The organism is Paenibacillus sp. G34 (assembly GCF_056856875.1).
Map to the genome: position 1 here is coordinate 4,233,716 of NZ_CM166469.1, position 17,178 is coordinate 4,250,893.

21 protein-coding genes and 1 tRNA gene are annotated in these 17,178 nt (G+C 44.2%); 6 read left to right on the forward strand and 16 right to left on the reverse strand.

Annotation, left to right across the window (positions count from 1 at the left end; all coding sequences use genetic code 11):
• The first annotated feature begins 103 nt into the window (after positions 1-103).
• A complete protein-coding gene (locus AC1VYS_RS19300) occupies positions 104-709 on the forward strand; it encodes a suppressor of fused domain protein (RefSeq protein WP_482911049.1) in 606 nt (201 codons plus the stop codon).
• A gap of 142 nt (positions 710-851) precedes the next feature.
• On the opposite strand, the gene AC1VYS_RS19305 is transcribed toward AC1VYS_RS19300, so the two are convergent.
• Positions 852-1,451, reverse strand: a complete 600-nt coding sequence (locus AC1VYS_RS19305; RefSeq protein ID WP_482911050.1) for a hypothetical protein — start codon at positions 1,449-1,451, stop codon at positions 852-854.
• 403 nt (positions 1,452-1,854) lie between these two features.
• Positions 1,855-3,156: an MFS transporter gene (locus AC1VYS_RS19310; RefSeq protein WP_482911051.1), complete on the reverse strand. Its 1,302-nt coding sequence runs from the start codon at positions 3,154-3,156 to the stop codon at positions 1,855-1,857.
• 177 nt (positions 3,157-3,333) lie between these two features.
• Between AC1VYS_RS19310 and AC1VYS_RS19315 the strand changes: the two genes are divergently transcribed.
• A complete protein-coding gene (locus AC1VYS_RS19315; RefSeq protein ID WP_482915063.1) occupies positions 3,334-4,809 on the forward strand; it encodes an aminotransferase class I/II-fold pyridoxal phosphate-dependent enzyme in 1,476 nt (491 codons plus the stop codon).
• A gap of 224 nt (positions 4,810-5,033) precedes the next feature.
• Here AC1VYS_RS19315 and AC1VYS_RS19320 read toward each other — a convergent pair whose 3' ends face one another.
• From AC1VYS_RS19320 to AC1VYS_RS19350, 7 genes are all read right to left on the reverse strand, one after another.
• Positions 5,034-5,351 (reverse strand): DUF1292 domain-containing protein, encoded by a 318-nt coding sequence (locus tag AC1VYS_RS19320; RefSeq protein ID WP_482911052.1) that lies wholly within the window; start codon positions 5,349-5,351, stop codon positions 5,034-5,036.
• Between the two features lie 98 nt (positions 5,352-5,449).
• A complete protein-coding gene (locus AC1VYS_RS19325; RefSeq protein ID WP_441928634.1) occupies positions 5,450-6,004 on the reverse strand; it encodes a copper amine oxidase in 555 nt (184 codons plus the stop codon).
• A gap of 201 nt (positions 6,005-6,205) precedes the next feature.
• Positions 6,206-6,406, reverse strand: a complete 201-nt coding sequence (locus AC1VYS_RS19330; RefSeq protein WP_482911053.1) for a hypothetical protein — start codon at positions 6,404-6,406, stop codon at positions 6,206-6,208.
• Between the two features lie 255 nt (positions 6,407-6,661).
• On the reverse strand, positions 6,662-7,081 hold the full coding sequence (locus AC1VYS_RS19335; protein WP_090923686.1) for an organic hydroperoxide resistance protein: 420 nt from the start codon (positions 7,079-7,081) through the stop codon (positions 6,662-6,664).
• Positions 7,082-7,334: 253 nt separating this feature from the next.
• The gene (locus AC1VYS_RS19340) at positions 7,335-9,038 is read right to left on the reverse strand and encodes a CotH kinase family protein (RefSeq protein ID WP_482911054.1); all 1,704 of its coding nucleotides are present in this window, start codon (positions 9,036-9,038) and stop codon (positions 7,335-7,337) included.
• Positions 9,039-9,193: 155 nt separating this feature from the next.
• Positions 9,194-11,398 (reverse strand): M1 family metallopeptidase, encoded by a 2,205-nt coding sequence (locus AC1VYS_RS19345; RefSeq protein WP_482911055.1) that lies wholly within the window; start codon positions 11,396-11,398, stop codon positions 9,194-9,196.
• Positions 11,399-11,605: 207 nt separating this feature from the next.
• Positions 11,606-11,678: transfer RNA gene (locus AC1VYS_RS19350), tRNA-Val, on the reverse strand.
• Positions 11,679-11,824: 146 nt separating this feature from the next.
• On the opposite strand from AC1VYS_RS19350, the gene AC1VYS_RS19355 reads away from it, so the two are divergent.
• The 3 genes from AC1VYS_RS19355 to AC1VYS_RS19365 all read left to right on the forward strand — a co-directional run bounded on the left by AC1VYS_RS19355 (position 11,825) and on the right by AC1VYS_RS19365 (position 13,294).
• Positions 11,825-12,106, forward strand: a complete 282-nt coding sequence (locus AC1VYS_RS19355) for a hypothetical protein (RefSeq protein WP_482911056.1) — start codon at positions 11,825-11,827, stop codon at positions 12,104-12,106.
• 352 nt (positions 12,107-12,458) lie between these two features.
• Positions 12,459-12,902 (forward strand): GNAT family N-acetyltransferase, encoded by a 444-nt coding sequence (locus tag AC1VYS_RS19360; protein WP_482911057.1) that lies wholly within the window; start codon positions 12,459-12,461, stop codon positions 12,900-12,902.
• A gap of 155 nt (positions 12,903-13,057) precedes the next feature.
• Positions 13,058-13,294 (forward strand): DUF3892 domain-containing protein, encoded by a 237-nt coding sequence (locus AC1VYS_RS19365; RefSeq protein WP_090923789.1) that lies wholly within the window; start codon positions 13,058-13,060, stop codon positions 13,292-13,294.
• Positions 13,295-13,399: 105 nt separating this feature from the next.
• Here AC1VYS_RS19365 and AC1VYS_RS19370 read toward each other — a convergent pair whose 3' ends face one another.
• From AC1VYS_RS19370 to AC1VYS_RS19385, 4 genes are all read right to left on the reverse strand, one after another.
• Positions 13,400-13,681, reverse strand: coding sequence for a LexA family transcriptional regulator (locus AC1VYS_RS19370; RefSeq protein ID WP_482911058.1), 282 nt, complete (start codon positions 13,679-13,681; stop codon positions 13,400-13,402).
• The gene (locus AC1VYS_RS19375) at positions 13,665-13,892 is read right to left on the reverse strand and encodes a hypothetical protein (RefSeq protein WP_482911059.1); all 228 of its coding nucleotides are present in this window, start codon (positions 13,890-13,892) and stop codon (positions 13,665-13,667) included. The genes AC1VYS_RS19370 and AC1VYS_RS19375 overlap by 17 nt, the downstream gene beginning before the upstream one ends.
• 154 nt (positions 13,893-14,046) lie before the next feature.
• Positions 14,047-14,376 (reverse strand): DUF3889 domain-containing protein, encoded by a 330-nt coding sequence (locus AC1VYS_RS19380; RefSeq protein WP_221789022.1) that lies wholly within the window; start codon positions 14,374-14,376, stop codon positions 14,047-14,049.
• A 57-nt stretch (positions 14,377-14,433) separates the two neighbouring features.
• Positions 14,434-14,748: a hypothetical protein gene (locus AC1VYS_RS19385; RefSeq protein WP_482911060.1), complete on the reverse strand. Its 315-nt coding sequence runs from the start codon at positions 14,746-14,748 to the stop codon at positions 14,434-14,436.
• Between the two features lie 289 nt (positions 14,749-15,037).
• Between AC1VYS_RS19385 and AC1VYS_RS19390 the strand changes: the two genes are divergently transcribed.
• Positions 15,038-15,940, forward strand: coding sequence for a manganese catalase family protein (locus AC1VYS_RS19390; protein WP_123062476.1), 903 nt, complete (start codon positions 15,038-15,040; stop codon positions 15,938-15,940).
• Positions 15,941-16,140: 200 nt separating this feature from the next.
• Here AC1VYS_RS19390 and AC1VYS_RS19395 read toward each other — a convergent pair whose 3' ends face one another.
• The 3 genes from AC1VYS_RS19395 to AC1VYS_RS19405 form a co-directional block, all read right to left on the reverse strand.
• Positions 16,141-16,419: a DUF5071 domain-containing protein gene (locus AC1VYS_RS19395; protein WP_482911061.1), complete on the reverse strand. Its 279-nt coding sequence runs from the start codon at positions 16,417-16,419 to the stop codon at positions 16,141-16,143.
• Between the two features lie 114 nt (positions 16,420-16,533).
• Positions 16,534-16,656: an Imm53 family immunity protein gene (locus AC1VYS_RS19400; protein ID WP_221789017.1), complete on the reverse strand. Its 123-nt coding sequence runs from the start codon at positions 16,654-16,656 to the stop codon at positions 16,534-16,536.
• Between the two features lie 12 nt (positions 16,657-16,668).
• The gene (locus tag AC1VYS_RS19405) at positions 16,669-17,130 is read right to left on the reverse strand and encodes a hypothetical protein (protein WP_221789016.1); all 462 of its coding nucleotides are present in this window, start codon (positions 17,128-17,130) and stop codon (positions 16,669-16,671) included.
• Positions 17,131-17,178 lie beyond the last annotated feature (48 nt).

The window sequence follows — 17,178 nt, forward strand, 5'->3', positions numbered from 1 at the left end:
GCGAGAAAACGCCATAATCGGCAAAGGAGTTCATCGTATTTTCATAAAATACGTTATTATAGTAGGAGCAATGAATCATCATCAGATTTGGAGGAGTTAGCGAATGAGTTATGAGCAACTTTTAAACGGAGAACGGTTTTCACTCGATATCCGAAGAACTTATCTTTTGGGGACGTATATGAATGAATGGGGCATGCCAGAGAGCAGAATCGTACTTTCCAAAATAGAGCGAAGTATCCATGTCGAAATATACTATTTTCCAGCAACGTTGCAGTCTGAGATTTCCCGGTTCGTCACTGTAGGCTTGTCTCAAGCTACCAGACCATCAGGGGAACAAGTTTCCGCAGAGTGGATGCTTGCACTACCTTCCGATTTAGGCGGTGTAAGTGTAGAACGTGTCAACACCTACTTGGCAGATATCATTACGCATCATATCGAAAATGCTCCGAATTCGGATATCCCGCGTGTGATGAAATCAAGTACGCTAGCACCCACAGAATGGAGTGCAACTGCCTTGTTAATTGACGAGTTACGGGGAGAAAACGAAGCCCTCGAACTTATTCACATTGGCCAGGAGACAGTCCCTCTGTTGTGGGTCATTCCGATCACCCCGGATGAAGCATATCTAATCCTGGAACAAGGGATTGAGGAATTTGATACTCATGTAGAGAGTTCGGACTATTCCATTATTGATCCTCAGCGTCCGTAGACGAGCGGAAGAGTATCAGACCCGACAAATTCGGGATTGAAAATTAACGTCTCCCTCTACATAACAAGGGGCTGCCCCTAGTCCGTTAATGACATCTGGGAACAGCCCTCTTCAATAAAACGATGCTTCAATACTCTTCTCCTCATCCTTCCAGCATCAGCAGATGCCCGGATAATCGCCGCAGCGCTTCACGGCAGGCGTTGGCCTTCTCTGTATTGTCGATCTGTATGGCATTAAACAGGCGTTCCAGCTCATCATCCACTTCCATGCGCAATAGCATAAGCCTCTCCTCGCCTTCGCGCGAGAGGAACATTTCTTCCATCTCTTCCGCCGTTGGCGCAGGTTCTTTTTGAAAAATAACCCGTTGCTTAAATCCCGACACTTCCACCAGACGAATGACTTCACCAAACAAAATATTCTCCACCGTCATCTGCTGATCCTTGAAGCGTTTCACTACAGCATGCCCGCGTGTATCGCCAATCAGTTTCTCTAGCCACTCTGCAAGCTTGGCATCCTTGATCAGATAATCCCCTGTCATCTTGTAATTCCCACTGCGCGTCTGTTGAAAACGGAGCTTTACCAGCTTACGTCCGGTGCGGACTGACAGAATAAAGAAGGATTCGTCCTCGCTCCAATATAGTGAATACCCCTCACGAATTAGGTCTTTGATTAGATTTTGGATATGCCGACGGTTGAACCGCAGCTCCAGATTGCAATATTCAACTTCATAACTTTTGTTCACGGCACTCCCTCCATCTGTACCGGATCTGCTCCGGCCTCATGTTTCAAGCGCTTGTGTTACATCGGCTTACCCTATTTTATACTTCATTTTATGTAAGGGTACTTGGTTATTTGACTATTTTTCACCGAATGCGAATCCGAATTACAGCTTTCCGCAGGTGCACAGGGGCAAGCCCCTGGATATTCATGATATGCTGCTGCCATTTTATAAGATGTCATTTGCTTAAATGATGCTTGTGTCCAAATCATGATTATTGTCGTGCATGAAATTGTTGACACTTAGTTTGCACTAAATGATGGTTCTCTGCGACAAAACAAAGCTAAAAGGAGACCCATCTCCCTGAGTAGATCAGGTTTGATGGACCTCCTTTTTTTGATCATATTCGAGTTATGCCGTTCTTCGTCTACCCAACAGGGGCCGTACGGAACGGTTTACGTGCCAAAACAAAGTGCACCACGAAAAGTCCGGCCATCACAATAGCACTGGCGATAAACGGAGCCGGGTGACTGATGTGGTCCCACAACAATCCCGATACAATCGGACCTACAACCATTCCCGACCCTTGCAGCGTTAGAAAAAAACCCCAGATCGCCCCGCGCTCACCTTCCGGAATCAAAGTTGCAACAAAAGCATTCCATGCCGGAAGAATCATGGCATAACTTACGCCGACAAGCATTACGATCCCAAAAACAACAGGAATGGTTGTCACTGTCGAGAAAATAAAGAGGCTAACGGCTGCCATTAAAAATCCGATGTTCAGGAATGGTTTCGTTCCAAATCGGTCTACCATTTTACCAACAGGCAACAGGGCAATGACCGTAATACCTCCCCCTGCAATAAGTAGCAAACTGTACAGGTTCGGTGAAATATTCAAATCAGTTCGCGTATACAGTGTAATCACAGGGCTGAGCAAGCCGATCACGAATGATTGCATGAACAATGCAGGATAGACGAGCGGGTTGACATTCAGCGTGCTGCGCACCCGGTGTAATGTACGCTTAACGCTCTGTTGCAGGCGAATAAACGGTGTAAGCAGGTTCGGCTTGGCTGGATACTTCTGTTTTACGGATTCTCCAGCGACACCCGTTTCTGCGTTCTGCCCTCCCTCGATTACAACACGGCCCGGAAGAATCATGGCAACGAGAATGACCAGAACCGCACATCCCATGAGGACAAGGAAAATCGTACGGTAATCATGACCGGTTCTTTCCAGCAGCCAGTTCATGCCGACAGGACCAAGCCCCGTCCCTCCCAGAGCGGCCATCTCCAGTGCGCCCATCGCTGTGCCATTTTTGTTCTGCGGGCCTGACATCGCGGTTACTCCCGTCATTGCACAAGGCCACAAAGGTGACGTACCGATCCCGAGAATGAGACAAGCCATGGACAGTCCAACGGCACTTTTGAGAAAAAGAATCATGATAACGGCAATCAACGTACAGATCAGAGCCGTTACCATCGTGGCGCGGAAGCCGATTCGTTCTGCTGCCCAGCCTGAAGGGGCTCTAAACAGATTATCTCCCAGATACTGAAGAGCAAATGCGACGCCAATGACGCCAGCAGACAGCCCCAGAATATTATCCATATATACGGGGAGAACGGCGACTAGCAGTGCCCCTTTAATGATCTCCACCAGAAAAAGTGTCAGCCACATCGCGATAAAAAAAGGCGATCTTAGAATCTTGGCTGGTTTGATGTCGGTTTGCATTCTTTTTCCCCTTTCAAGGTTCATTTACCGGTCCTCTACACATAGTGTAACCGGGCACATGACAAGCAAATCTCACCAATTCAAAAATTTGTCGTTCATACCGCTTGCATTCAGTGCTTATTTTGCTATACTCATCTTTGTTTACCATTTTACTTAGGAAGGGTTGTGACAGCACTGATGAATCACCACCGTACGCCGCTGTTTACCGCTTTGAAAAATCACGCGGCACTCAATCCCGTACAGTTTCATATTCCGGGACATAAAAAAGGATTGGGAGCGGATACCGAATTCCGTGAATTTATAGGCGATAACGCCTTCTCCATAGATTTAATCAACATCGCACCACTCGATGACCTGCATCAACCTACAGCCGTCATTCGCGAGGCACAGATGCTGGCCGCAGATGCCTTTGGAGCCGATTATACCTATTTTAGTGTACAGGGTACAAGCAGTGCGATTATGACGATGATTCTATCGGTATGTGGACCCGGGGACAAAATTATCGTGCCCCGCAACGTACACAAATCCGTCTTGTCTGCCATTATTTTCTCAGGAGCGAAACCTGTATTTGTCTCTCCTGCACAGGATGCTAACCTTGGCATCGATCACGGTGTGACCATTCAATCCATTCGTCGTGCGCTTGAGCGCCACCCGGATGCCAAAGCTTTGTTAGTCATCAACCCAACCTATTACGGCGTATGTACAGACCTCAAATCCATCGTAGAGCTGGCTCACAGCTATCAGGTGCCTGTTCTGGTGGACGAGGCACATGGTGTGCTTATTCATTTCCATGAGGATCTGCCGCTGTCTGCAATGGCCGCTGGAGCCGATATGGCTGCGACCAGTGTTCACAAGCTTGGCGGCTCGATGACACAGAGTTCCGTGCTGAATCTGAACACCAAGAACGGGTTCGTGAATCCACAGCGCGTACAGACCATTCTGAGCCTGCTGACGTCGACATCTACCTCATACGTATTGCTTGCATCGCTGGACACATCCAGACGTAATCTGGCCCTGAATGGTCATGAAATTGCGCAAAAGGCCATTGATCTTGCTGAGTTTGCTCGTCGTACGATTAATGACATTGATGGCTTGTACTGTTTTGGAAAAGAATTGTTAGGTACGGAAGCAACCTTCAATTATGACCCAACGAAAGTCACGATTCATGTGCGCCATCTCGGTATTACAGGATATGAGACCGAAAATTGGCTACGTGAGCATTATAATATCGAAGTTGAACTTAGTGATATGTACAATATTCTGTGCCTCATCACGCCAGGTGATACGGATGACAGTGTAAATATCTTGCTCAATGCGCTACAAGATCTGTCCCGTACTTATTATCAAGTCAATCCGGCGCATGAACTAGTTGTCAAAGTTCCAGATATTCCTCAGTTGATGCTGACACCGCGTGATGCCTTTTACGGAGATACCGAGGTCATTCCTTTCAAGGAGTCTGCTGGTCGCATTATCTCGGAGTTCATCTACGTATATCCACCAGGAATTCCAATTCTGCTTCCGGGTGAGGTTATTACGCAAGAGAACATCGATTATATCATTGATCATGTTGAGGTTGGACTGCCAGTTAAAGGACCCGAAGACCGTAGCGTTACGAACGTCAAAGTCATCGTAGAAGCTGACGCCATTTTCTAGAATGGCATTTAGTTGAGATGAGGGCGTGAAAGGCACGCAAAACTAAAGAACTCTAAAACAAAGCTTGAACAGTAAAGGACTGGGTCTAACACCTGGTCCTTTTTGATTTGCATTTTTTCTGTCCTTCTGTCTATCGCACTCTCGCACAAACCTGACCATCCAACTAAACAACAAAAGACCCCCTGAAATTCAGGGAGTCCTCATGTTATATTCCAAAAGATTGACTATTCTTGAGAAGCAACCAGTTCGTTGTATGCCGCTTCAACACGGTTCCACTCTGCTTCGTCTTCAATATTGTAGAGCATCATTTCCTCGTTTTCTTCTTCCATACGCAGGATGATGCCGTCAGCTTCAGGATTATTGCGTTCCAGCAGAAGTGCATAAACGTGATCTTGCACGTCAAACGTTTCTACCAAAACCATTTCCACGTCTTGACCATTCTCATCAGTCAATGTGAGAAGGATCTCTTCGTGTTCATGATCGTGATCATGGTCGTGACCGCAACCGCAGTTATCTCCATGCTCGTGTTTGTGATCGCTCATTGTAATACCTCGCTTCATCAATAGAAAATGTGTAACCTTGCATATCGTAACATGTTCACAGGGCCAGGTCAATTTACCGGTCAGCGTTTATTTCGTCTTTAATTGTTCAGTGCTGTAATGATTTTTTCGGCGACCAGCACATAGTTACTATTTGCATTTTCTTTAATATGAAAACCGATCTGGTACTTGCCAGCACGACTAAAATCATAGGTAAAATCATAGGTGCGGAACCAGAAGTTATCCTTCTGTGTAGTCAAATCCTGTGCCTGAATATCCTTTACCTGACCACTCGGGTCCGTTATGGTGACTTTCACGGCAGCCACATCGGTTGTGAGACTATCTACCTGTGAGAACACATTGAATTTCAATTTCCCCACATTGACATTCCCAAACACAGTGTCCCCCTTGAAGAGAAAAATATGTACATTCGGCTTGATCACCGTTACTCGCTTGTTACTGTTGTCCCACCGAGCAAGGCCTCCTACCTCCCTAACAGGTACATAAGTCGTTCCATCAATCAAATAACCACCGTCAGACGCTTCCTTGCCGTTAATGAGCACACGAATCTTCTCATTTACAGAGTCCGCAAATAATAAAGATCCGCCCAGCAAGGAGAATACCATGACACATAGCAGCACTCTTTTCCATTTCATCCCGTCAATATACCCTCCCTTGCTGTTAGCCTGTTTGTAGATTTATACTGCGAATGCCTCCACAAAGTTGCGCTGTTTTTCATCATTTTTCATTTTTTATCCAAAATATTTACCACGCTTTGGGAAACGCAAAAAAAGGCTATCCTGCTTTCAGGATACCCTAATGTGTCACTTCGTATATATACGTCATTAGAAGAAGTGTCACGAAGATACGTGGCGAGTGAGGATACAGGGAACCCCTTTGCCAACTGCCCCGCCTTCTCTCATTCGTAAGGCATATTCTGTCCCACGAGAGCAAGGTGTCTTGCAGCGATCACATACATCGGATGTAACCAGCTTCATGGATACACGCATCTTGTCACTTTTTAACGCGGGAGCTTTCTTTCCTTTTGCCTTTGCCATCCCGGATTCCCCATTTCCCATAATGCTGACTACATACTGCATCATATGGGGATCTGCCCAATTGTGTGCCTACCTATCCGAAATTTCAATATTATTACTTTTATTAAATGATTCAGTTTGTTACTTTCAACTATATTCCATTAAAGTTAAAATTAGGAGTGAAGCAAACAGAAGTTAAAAAACCCCCGATTCCTCGAAGGTTTTTGTCTATTGCATTTATTCTATTCTAAAAGGAGCGCTACGAATCCTATTTGCTTACGCCTGCTCCACTTTAACGTTAACATTCCCTTTGATCGCTTTGGAATAAGGGCAGTATTCATGTGCAAGTTTCACAAATTTTTGTGCCGTTTCTTCATCCAGACCGAGAATTTTCACTTCAAGCTCCACATCCAGCTTTACACCACCATCTGCAGGGTCCGCTACCAAGGCAACTGTTGCAGATACTGTGCTACGTTCAATCGTTACGTTGTGTTTTTTCAATTGGAATTCCAACGCAGAGTTAAAACATGCACTGTATCCTGCTGCAAACAATTGCTCCGGGTTGGTTGCTGTTGTTACTTGACCTCCAAGCTCCGGGGGTGTAGCTACATCCATCATGAATACGTTATCCGGGGATTGTACGATCCCTTGGCGTCCACCTGTATTAATCACTGTCGTTTCATATAGAGTTTTCATATTAAAATTCTCCTCTTCCGATTAAAGTTTGTTATATGGTTTGAACATGTTTTCTTTTAACTTGTTTACAAATTGATTGTACACAATTTAATCACCTTTGTAAATAGTTTTTTGAAATAGACATTGAAAACAATGAAATTAAAAAGAGCCACCTTGTAAGGTAGCTCACTATATTGTTTTAAGGCAAAACCAAAGCACAAACATTCGTGTAATCTCAAATACCTAGCAATGGAAAACAGACTGACATCTGAGTTTATTGGGATGTATCCGATTTGGTTGTTTCGGATTGCTCCGTTTTTTCACTCTGTTGATTTTGATTGCCGGAATTACGATTGAACCCTGGGCCTCCGAATCCACCCCTCATCCCGTTTCCTTTGAGGCCATCTCCCAATTTGGTTAGATCAACGGAAGATGCATCTATCAGTTTATCCGCACTCGCCTTTTGCCCCTCCGTAGTGGAAGGAATCGTTCCATCAAGCTGCCCTTGAATGCTCTCGGCACGCAATGTTCCTAATTTAGTCAATTCAGCAACAGCTTCTTTATACTTATCATATGCCACGAACGCAGTAGCATCATTTTTAACGTAATCTGTGATCATATTATCTAATGTCTGTACCGTCTTCTCAAATTTTCCGTTTGCAAAATAACCGTCCACGATTTGTTGCAAGTATTCATGGTACTTTGCTTTGTATTCAGGCACCTCCAGCAACTTGCTTAGAATCGGCCGCTCTTCCATCGTTACGCCTGATAACGGGGTATCAATAGCAAGATTAACCACATCGGATGAGGAACCTGCCATGAATCCCCCAAAAGCCATATTGTAGTCCCATGGCAACATACTGATCTTGCCGTTATTCTCATATAAATAATAGTTATGCCCCATACTGGACGTGTAACTATCCATGTTCACCACCACATTATGAGCTGCAAAATATTTGAGTACAGCATCAACATCCACATACTTCTCAAGATCGGTGCCAGCATTCAAGTTTTTGAGTGCCTCAACCACACGTTGTTCATCTTCTTCCGTCGTTTTGGTCCTTGCATTATCAAAAATGCCAGAATAACTGGATAATTTATCATCCGTATACACTAAGGATACGCCGTTCGTCCCTCCATTCATTCCGCCGCCTCTGCCGAATCCGCGACCACCCTCTCCACGAGTGTTGGCATCCCCTGTTCCTGCACCTGTATCACTTGGGGGTTCCATGCCTTCAGGAGGCTGAAGGTCTCCCATCATGCCAACATCTCCTTCTGCTGGTGGGTTCCCCATTCCCATTGGATTTCCCATTCCGCCCGCTCCCATATTGTCATCGTTATTGGGTTTGTAGATTTCTCCTTCGCCATTCTTCGCTCGTGCCAGATATCCGCTGTCTATGTCTTCAACAGCCAAATATAACCCCCACGCCTTTCCGTTTACGTTTATGTTGGCAAAAGAAAACAGCGGTGCATCAACTCCGATATAACTCATGATGTCATAGCTGAGATACTCTTTCATATAACTGCCGTCGGAAATCATATTATTCACGACCATTTTATCAAGACCATTCCAGGTCTGACCTTTAACGTATTTGTCAAACTTGATTTTGAAACTATACCGATCGGTTGAATCATCCTGTGCGACTTGCCTCAGACTGGAGTTTCCTTTGGCTCGAATGCCTACATTTTCGATCGTTGTTCCGTTTATCGTTACATTTGCTTGGATATAGTTCTCCTCTGTCGCCGTGTCCAACATCTCCTGCCAGGCATCCTCATCCACATCAATGGAAAAGGACATGACTTCCGTTTTATTAAAGTTTTGTGCGTAATCCACCGTTTGCGTCTGATCTTCCGTAGATTGGTTCTCCTTAGTTGTAGTCGTTGTTGTTTGCAGAGTTCCGCCCTCATTGCTACAAGCCGCCAATAACATCGAAGCAATCACTGTAGTTGCCATAACATTTCGCCATTTGTTGTTCATGATTTCATTTCCCACCTTTTCTCTCTTTTAAAATCCTGCTACAGAGAAGTTTAAAAGAGAAACCTTAAATGGAACTGAACAAGCAAAAAGAGCCGCCTTATAGGCGACTCTTCATAACAATTCTTTCTTATGCTTGCTATATGGTGTTAAAAGTATCATTCGACTTTTTTGCTAGTTTTCAACTTACCGTTCCCATCCAGCTCATAGAATTGATAAACATTATTAGAGAGCGTTAGTGATTCCAGAACTTTCTCCATAAAGGACTCTGATGCTTTGGCGCTGAGATGATCACCATTCCAATAGTAATGAATCAAGAGACGATTCTGGTTAAATGGATGTTTAATGACATATGCTCCTGAATGTCCTGCTGTATTCATGGCCTCTTTCCATTTCAAACCGATACCCTTTGCCCGAACATTGATGTTCGTTTTCAAAGCTTGAACAATACCATTCGACTTCGCATTACCAACAAGAATGAGGTTACTGCTACCAATCTCACGTTTCAGCTTCTGCTTTAACTCTTTTCTATCCCGAACCACATCATATTGAATGCCAAATACATCAAAGATTTGAGTTAACTGGCTGGTCGCTTGTTCCTGTTGTTTTGCTGCTGCTTCGCTCACCTGATCTCCAAGTACAATGGTTAATGGCTCCCCCCGAAAGGACTTTTCCATTAAACGAATCATCACTTCGTAAGGCAGATTTGGAATGTTGTTCACTACTGCTTCATACTGTGGCTGATAGGCATCATGCATATATGCCGCAAGTTCCTTCTCGGACATTTGATATTCTTGCTTAAGCTCAAATCCTGGCTTTCTTAAAGCTTTTTCCATGTCCTGACGCTGTTCTTTACCAAGCACATCCTCAATGGTACCAAGTAATCCATCGATTGTAGCGTTTTGATAGACAAAGCGATTAAAATACTCCTTCATGAACGCATCAAATTTTTGTTCACCAACAGAGCGGTATAATTGATAAATGGCCTGACGTCCCTTTTGGTAAAATACATAATTAGCCATTTCGCCTACTTGCTCATTCGTTGAAGCAATGGGTAGATCTATAGGTGACGGATCGAGCTGAATCGATCTAAAGCCTCCCAGCTTATTGCCCTGCTTTTCTAAAAAATACACCGTAGAGAAATCGGCAAAACCTTCATCCAGAAAGGACTCCGTTTCCGAGTTGTTCCCGATTAAAGCATGGAACCACTGATGTGCAATCTCATGTATAAACGTGGTATCATCTTCAGGTGATAACGCCGCAGCACGCTCCGGCATCTGTATTAGTCTTGAATATTCTACGCCAAAGCCATCCACATACGTTTCGATGACACGAAATTCGGGATACGGATATTCACCATATTTTTCGCTATAAAACGCAATGACTTTAAATGCATAATCAATGTATTTATGCACTGCAGTTTTTTTGGCAGGGTCATCACCCGAATAAAAATATTCCACGGTAAGACCATTACGCGTCTCACGTTCGACTTTTAAGTTAGGACCAGCAAAAAAGGCAAATTCTCTCGTGTTCCCGGCGCGCGCCGTAACCACTTTTCGTCCCTGTTCAGCACTGACTTTGGAAGTGATATCTCCCGGCATGACGACCTGATATGACTCAGGCACATTGAACTCAACATCGAAATCGGACGAAGTGTAGTAATCACTCTCGAATGAAGTGCTATACGGTGTCCTATTCCATTGATGTGTAGTCTCGTCATACACAGACATCACCGGAAACCAATGTGCTCCGTTGACCTGATCCTTGTAATACGATAATCGTTGCATGCCAAAAGGAATGTCGATCCGATAATCTACTTGGAAGGTAATTGACTTACCCGGCTGTAGAGGTGCCTTCAATTGTACACGCAATGCCTGATCTTTGTTATCAAAAAGAAGCTTCTCTCCTTGCTGTGCCACTTTCACAATATCCATTCCACCCAAAAAATCAGACGCTTTCTTCTCTGGGTATTCTTTGGCAATTTGCTCATTCTGGCTTATATACATTTGTGTCTGGGTCGCTTTAGACCGATTGGCATCTGCATAGGTATGCATGACCAACTCTTGAAGTGTATCTTTGCTCGTATTCAGGTAGGTCACTGTCTGGCTACCCTGTATTGTCATGTCCTTTTCGTCCAGACGTGCTTTGATCTGGTACTGAATCGGGGATTGTTGGTCTTGAGATACAGTCTGGTGCGTGCCGGAATTGACTTGTACCTGCTCTGTACCAGTGGCCGCGATGGACTCTCGGGACCTCTCAGCATGCGCAGCGTGGACCAGCGGAGATGCCGCAAGTGTCATCACGAAGGTGCTCAGTATCGCTTTTTTAATAAAGATTGTGGATTTGATGTTTGAAAGGTGCATGTTCTCTCTCCTTCTGCTGTATGTTCTTCACATATAATAATAAGAGACCAACCTTACGTTTAATTTAGGTTTGATTTAAATTTCGTTTAAAAAAGCTTAAAGTATGTCCCCATTACCGCCCCCAATTCTCCCTCAAGAGCCTATTAACGATCCATCAACGGTTTAGAAAAAAGAAAAGAAGCCTTGCTACGCAAGGCTTCTTTTGTATGATCTGTAGTGGGTTCGAACCACTGACCCCTACCCTGTCAAGATAGTGCTCTCCCAGCTGAGCTAACAGATCATGTATATTAGGTTTCGTTCAATCAAGTAACAGTATCATACCAAGTAAACGTGTTCATTGTCAATCATTAATTGGTTTTAAATCATTCATATTGGAGCACAATAATGGAAAGATTACGATATTCTGCATGAGGAGAATGTAAAGTGATGATCAAACAAAACACGAACCAACCGCTTAATGCACGCCATAACAATAAACACCCTAATAAAGACTGGAAACTTACTGCTACACATGTTGCTGTTTTGCTCCTTATGACCTTTATCTTGACTGGCTGTAGATTAGAACGGGACGAGCATACGGTACAATTTCAGCAATTGCACCAACCGAATCAACAAAATGAATCGTTGCCTGTCTGGATGGACGTCTACTCCAAATCCGTAAATGAAGAGGTATACTCACCACAGAAAAACAGTGAATTTTTGCCTTAAACAGCAGGGTCAGATCTATAGCCTGTATCATAAACCATATATACGCTTGTATCAGTAAATTTAATATCAGTTCAATCTCCGATCAACAATGTCTCTGACCGTACCCATCAGAACTACATTCTCACTCTTCTTCATCCCATTTGCGTGAGTATGCCTTCTTGGTCACATAATATAACAAAGCGATCATTCCCGCCGACATCAACAATGTAATGGTCATAATAGCCGCCATTCCCATGACTCTCCTCCTCGTCCAAAGTCCCAATATGTACCAAACTTAACTATACAGGAAAAGCATTTTTTTGTATAATGCAGTCTGAACTTGTGCGCATGGAGCAGAAAGAAGGAATCGAATTTGGCAGCAGAGATTAGTTATGTCACGACAGAAGAAGAATTAAAACAGGCTCTTGGGATTCGCCGTCAGGTTTTTGTCATTGAGCAACAAGTACCCGAAGAACTTGAAATAGATCAATACGATGTTATTAGTCCTGACGTGCATCATGTATTGCTTCACACCGATGGGCAGGCTGTCGCCACAGGGCGTCTCATCTATTACAGCAAAGATACGGCCAAAATGCAGCGAATTGCTGTACTGGAGTCCTACCGTTCATACGGGTATGGACGCGTGCTCCTGTTAGCGATGGAGGAGCTTGCTCGTGAGCTTGGATTAACCTATTCGCTGCTGGATGCCCAGTGTCAGGCGCAGAAATTTTACGATAAACTCGGCTATGAAGTGATTTCGGAAGAACCTTTTTACGATGCCGATATCCTACATGTCCGTATGAGAAAAAACTTGTAGGCCAGCAGAACAACTCGACAACACAGGCACTACATACATTACACAGCTATTCTCGGAATGTGGAATGTTCTAAAGAATGCATACTTCCCTCCAATTCGGACAGGCTAACAGGGTAAACCTATTCCCATTTGGTCATAGAAGGAGAGTGTGACATGATGGATCAAACAACACGCGAAACGTTCACAGCAGTACAAAAGAATGGTGACGGTGACTTGACCGCCTTCCAGACATCGACAGGCCGTATTCTGGATTATCAGCAAGCTCTGAACGAAGTGAAGGCTGGAACAATCGCTGGTGTGAATGTATTCAAAGGCAAGGATGGAGAAATGTATATTCGCGGCGATGCCGACGGCGACCCGACCAACAACCTTGATCAGCTTCCGAATTTCTGATAAATGCATTCATGATACAGCGCCAATCCTTACGGATTGGCGTTTTTGCTGTAACTTCTGCAGAAGTCTGCTACACCTAGGCGTACCTACTCGTTCCTCAACGAATCAGTAATCCGTAAAATATTTTACTGCATTGCCAGCAGGTTGAGCTTTTCGCACGGGCTTAGCTTCTTGTTCCCAGGCCTGCAAAATCTGTATGTTTTCCATCGTAGACGGTTGAGGCCAGGAGATATATCCTTTCTGTTCAAGCGACTGCAGTGACTCCCGGATGTGGGCCGGGTTGCGCCCTGTCTTGGTTTCCAGTTCATCCATACGTGGAATTCGCCGCTGCTGACCTGCATAGTTGACCATAATACGCAAGATTTTACGTTCAAAGTCGTTCAGCATACTTCAGTTCTCCCTTCCGTTTCCGATCCGCCACAGGGCGCCATGCCAGGATATTTTGCTCCAGAAAAGTCCGGGGTAGCCCTTCCATGCCATCAGATGCCCGAATTACTCCGCCTCGCATGCTGTTGATTCGGATCTGCCGCTGCGTAATCTGTCCCGCACGATCCATGTACACAAGCTCCACCATCTGGCCAACATATTTCCCTAGCATGATCATCCCTCCAATAAGAACGTTTGTTTGTATTCATCATTATATGCGAACATAAGTTCTTTATTCAATAACAAAAAAAGGAATTTCGAAAAATAAAAAACCAGACATACCCGGTGCAAGACGGAAGTCTGGTTCATCTGGTGAAGATCGAATATTAATGACGATCTGATTCGGAAAATTGCACTGTTTTTAACTGCTGCGTATTCGGATTAAAATCCACATTAACATAAACAGCAAATTGCTTGCCGTCTTTGGCACGAACCCACAGCTTGAACTGCTCTCTGGACTGATTCGCGCTAAGCGACGAACGGCCGATATGTTTGTAATCCAGAATGTCGACATTGTACTTCGTTTGGGTTTCCTTCACGGCGATGATGCCCCATTTCGCATAATCCGGAATGTTGCTGCTTGCTGCCGAAATGGTCGTTGAGATGCCTGCGAAACCTAGAACAAGTGTTAATACCATTATCATAAGCACTCTCATGCATTTCACCCCTTGGGAGAATGTGTTTGCTGATATCGTGCCCGTTCGGATTGCATTTTACACCCAGATTCGAAAAATCCAGATCGCTGGCAACAGCCAAAATGGAACAACCGGCATCAGTTTAACCAATGGATCAACCTCGGAAGTATTACTGAAGCTCATCCCCCAATCCCCGGAAAGTAAATGCCGCTCTGCCTGGGACTCTTCTGCAGGCTCTAAACCATACTTCTCCATAAGCATTTGCCTTGTCTGTTCATCAACCTGAACATCATTCCCCACACTGCTTGCTGCGACATGTGCAGTGTTGATGTACGTGAACAACATCATTAAACTCATCATTGAACATACGATATGTACCCATCTAGATCTCATATGTCTGTATTCCTTCCCTTCTGCTTCCGATCCATGACCAAAGATCAACGCAACACTTAAAACAACTTGTCTGATTGTACATAATATTCGTGAAAATGGAAATACCAAACGAACCATTCAACACGTCCTTCAAGCATGCGTAGCAAATATTACATGCCCCTTTAGACCCATTTCATAGTTTATCTGTTTAAAAAATCCATAGACCGTGTAATGGGCTTTGACTGACCAAGCTGAATCCAACGTCCGCCCGAGTCCATTTTCACCCCATATTCAAGGAGGTTATATCTGCATGTTCAAACGTCTGGATGAAATTCTGATTGAAATTCCCAACGTCGAAAAGCCTGATCCCAATGCAGCAGCAGCTATACAGGAATTGCTTGGTGGTAAATTTGGAGAAATGTCCACACTGAACAACTACCTCTACCAATCCTTTAATTTTCGCTCCAAAGAAAAACTGAAGCCTTTCTACGACCTCGTCATGAGTATTACGGCCGAAGAATTGGGACATGTTGAACTGGTATCCCATGGGATCAATCATTGTCTCCGAGGATCAACCGAATATAAAGAACCTGATCAGACACCGCTCGGTTCCGTCAAGGATGCAAGGCTATCGTATCATTTTCTGGCAGGTGCACAAGGCGCGATGCCTTTTGATTCGATGGGCAATCCGTGGACAGGCGCCAATGTCTTCAACAGTGGCAATCTGGTCGAGGATTTGCTGCATAATTTCTTCCTCGAATGTGGGGCACGTACGCACAAGATGAAAGTATACGAAATGACGGATCATCCTGCCGCCCGCGAAGTTGTTGGTTTCCTGCTCGTGCGCGGAGGTGTACATGTGGTGGCATATGCTAAAGCGATTGAAATTGCAACAGGTGTCAATGTGACCAAACTGATCCCGATCCCTTCTCTAGATAACAAAGCCTTCAACGAGGCTCGTAAATACGAAGAAAAAGGCGTACACACCAAGCTGTACACCTATAGTGATAAAGACTTCAATGCCATCGACCAAATCTGGAAAGGCACGCATCCCGAAGATGGACAACCTCTTGAGGTCATTCAGGGCATTCCTCAAGGCTTTCCTATTCCGGAAGCTCCGGCGGTGGAAGAAGAGTTTGCGCCAGGGATCTCTCATGAAGACTTCAAAGAGATTGCACGTCGTCTGAAGATGGCGGGGAATATTGCGGATTAAGGGACAAGGTGCTTAATAGGGTGTTTAGTTGATTGTTTCCCTAAATATTATTATCTAATAAACTAAAGCCCTCGAACCCAACTGCGTCAACGCATAGAAGGTCTGAGGGCCTTTAGAATTAAATAAATAAATAAATGGAGTATATGTAGTTAACTCCTTAACAAATCGCAATTTTCAAAGTAAACGTGCCATTTCCATGACTATAACTGGTTCAGCAAAGGCATGATAACTTCATCCAGTTCCTCAAGTATCTCGCTATCTGTGGGACATTCTATAACTATTTCTAAATCAGGTTTTAACATACGCAGACATTCTAAAGGTAATCGAGAGATTAGCCCAGTCAGCATAAAATACTCCCACTGCGGGTCTCTCGTTTGAAATACATATTGAATATGAGGAATCAATTCGTCTCCGAATCTTAACAGTAAATCCTCCACGGGCTTCGAAATCGGCCAATTCCCATCCTGCAACCCCTCCATAGTTCGGGTAAAATATCTCTCAGTTCATCGTTACTCCGTTTGGCAAGTTTCTCTACGGATTGGACATCAAATTTATCTTTAGGTAGCATCGTTCTGATATTCATTCGTTATTCCTCAGGAAATTCCGGCATACCAGCCCGGATTATCGATCGTTTGAATTTTCACACCATACACATGCTCCCATTCTCCATCACAGTTCTGATCATACCTGTGTTGAATCCACGCTAAAGTCTCCATAACTAACCTCTCCTAATCTTCATGTAGCTGTTCCACTCCGTGAATCCGATTCAATTCCATTGCCAGCTCTTGAAACTGCGCTTCTTCCAATCCAGCAATAGAAAATTCGTAGTATTCAACATTCTCAAATATCCGGAATCCATATTTTATTGCCCGCTCTCCATCTGGGAGAGGATCGAACACAATAACGTTAACAGCACAACCTTCATGTTGAACAAAAAATTCAATCTCATGGGCATTTTGAATGATGAAACAATCCACTTGTCCCGTCCGCGTTGTTAGTTCTTTGAAAGGCAACATTCTTGTCTGAAGCACAGTGTCATACTTCCGGCCTAACTTCTGTGTAATTTCATACGAGTCCTGGTATATAACAATTCCGATTGGGAATGGATGCGCATAAAATACACGGATAATCTCAATCGCTTTTTGAGCCCGGCTTTTATCTATGGGGAATGAGAAATAGTAATTATTCATGAACAACCTCTCTATTTATGTATTATTTATTTACTATCTATTTTTGAT

Excerpts from the sequence above, each read along its gene's own strand:
- AC1VYS_RS19385 (WP_482911060.1), bottom strand. The coding sequence starts at position 14,748 with ATGAGATCTAGATGGGTACATATCGTATGTTCAATGATGAGTTTAATG.
- AC1VYS_RS19345 (WP_482911055.1), bottom strand. The coding sequence starts at position 11,398 with ATGCACCTTTCAAACATCAAATCCACAATCTTTATTAAAAAAGCGATA.
- AC1VYS_RS19300 (WP_482911049.1), top strand. The coding sequence starts at position 104 with ATGAGTTATGAGCAACTTTTAAACGGAGAACGGTTTTCACTCGATATC.
- AC1VYS_RS19405 (WP_221789016.1), bottom strand. The coding sequence starts at position 17,130 with ATGAATAATTACTATTTCTCATTCCCCATAGATAAAAGCCGGGCTCAA.
- AC1VYS_RS19395 (WP_482911061.1), bottom strand. The coding sequence starts at position 16,419 with ATGGAGGGGTTGCAGGATGGGAATTGGCCGATTTCGAAGCCCGTGGAG.
- AC1VYS_RS19400 (WP_221789017.1), bottom strand. The coding sequence starts at position 16,656 with ATGGAGACTTTAGCGTGGATTCAACACAGGTATGATCAGAACTGTGAT.
- AC1VYS_RS19330 (WP_482911053.1), bottom strand. The coding sequence starts at position 6,406 with ATGGCAAAGGCAAAAGGAAAGAAAGCTCCCGCGTTAAAAAGTGACAAG.
- AC1VYS_RS19315 (WP_482915063.1), top strand. The coding sequence starts at position 3,334 with ATGAATCACCACCGTACGCCGCTGTTTACCGCTTTGAAAAATCACGCG.
- AC1VYS_RS19340 (WP_482911054.1), bottom strand. The coding sequence starts at position 9,038 with ATGAACAACAAATGGCGAAATGTTATGGCAACTACAGTGATTGCTTCG.
- AC1VYS_RS19380 (WP_221789022.1), bottom strand. The coding sequence starts at position 14,376 with ATGAGAGTGCTTATGATAATGGTATTAACACTTGTTCTAGGTTTCGCA.
- AC1VYS_RS19390 (WP_123062476.1), top strand. The coding sequence starts at position 15,038 with ATGTTCAAACGTCTGGATGAAATTCTGATTGAAATTCCCAACGTCGAA.
- AC1VYS_RS19320 (WP_482911052.1), bottom strand. The coding sequence starts at position 5,351 with ATGAGCGATCACAAACACGAGCATGGAGATAACTGCGGTTGCGGTCAC.
- AC1VYS_RS19335 (WP_090923686.1), bottom strand. The coding sequence starts at position 7,081 with ATGAAAACTCTATATGAAACGACAGTGATTAATACAGGTGGACGCCAA.
- AC1VYS_RS19375 (WP_482911059.1), bottom strand. The coding sequence starts at position 13,892 with ATGCTAGGGAAATATGTTGGCCAGATGGTGGAGCTTGTGTACATGGAT.
- AC1VYS_RS19355 (WP_482911056.1), top strand. The coding sequence starts at position 11,825 with ATGATCAAACAAAACACGAACCAACCGCTTAATGCACGCCATAACAAT.
- AC1VYS_RS19365 (WP_090923789.1), top strand. The coding sequence starts at position 13,058 with ATGGATCAAACAACACGCGAAACGTTCACAGCAGTACAAAAGAATGGT.
- AC1VYS_RS19325 (WP_441928634.1), bottom strand. The coding sequence starts at position 6,004 with ATGAAATGGAAAAGAGTGCTGCTATGTGTCATGGTATTCTCCTTGCTG.
- AC1VYS_RS19370 (WP_482911058.1), bottom strand. The coding sequence starts at position 13,681 with ATGCTGAACGACTTTGAACGTAAAATCTTGCGTATTATGGTCAACTAT.
- AC1VYS_RS19310 (WP_482911051.1), bottom strand. The coding sequence starts at position 3,156 with ATGCAAACCGACATCAAACCAGCCAAGATTCTAAGATCGCCTTTTTTT.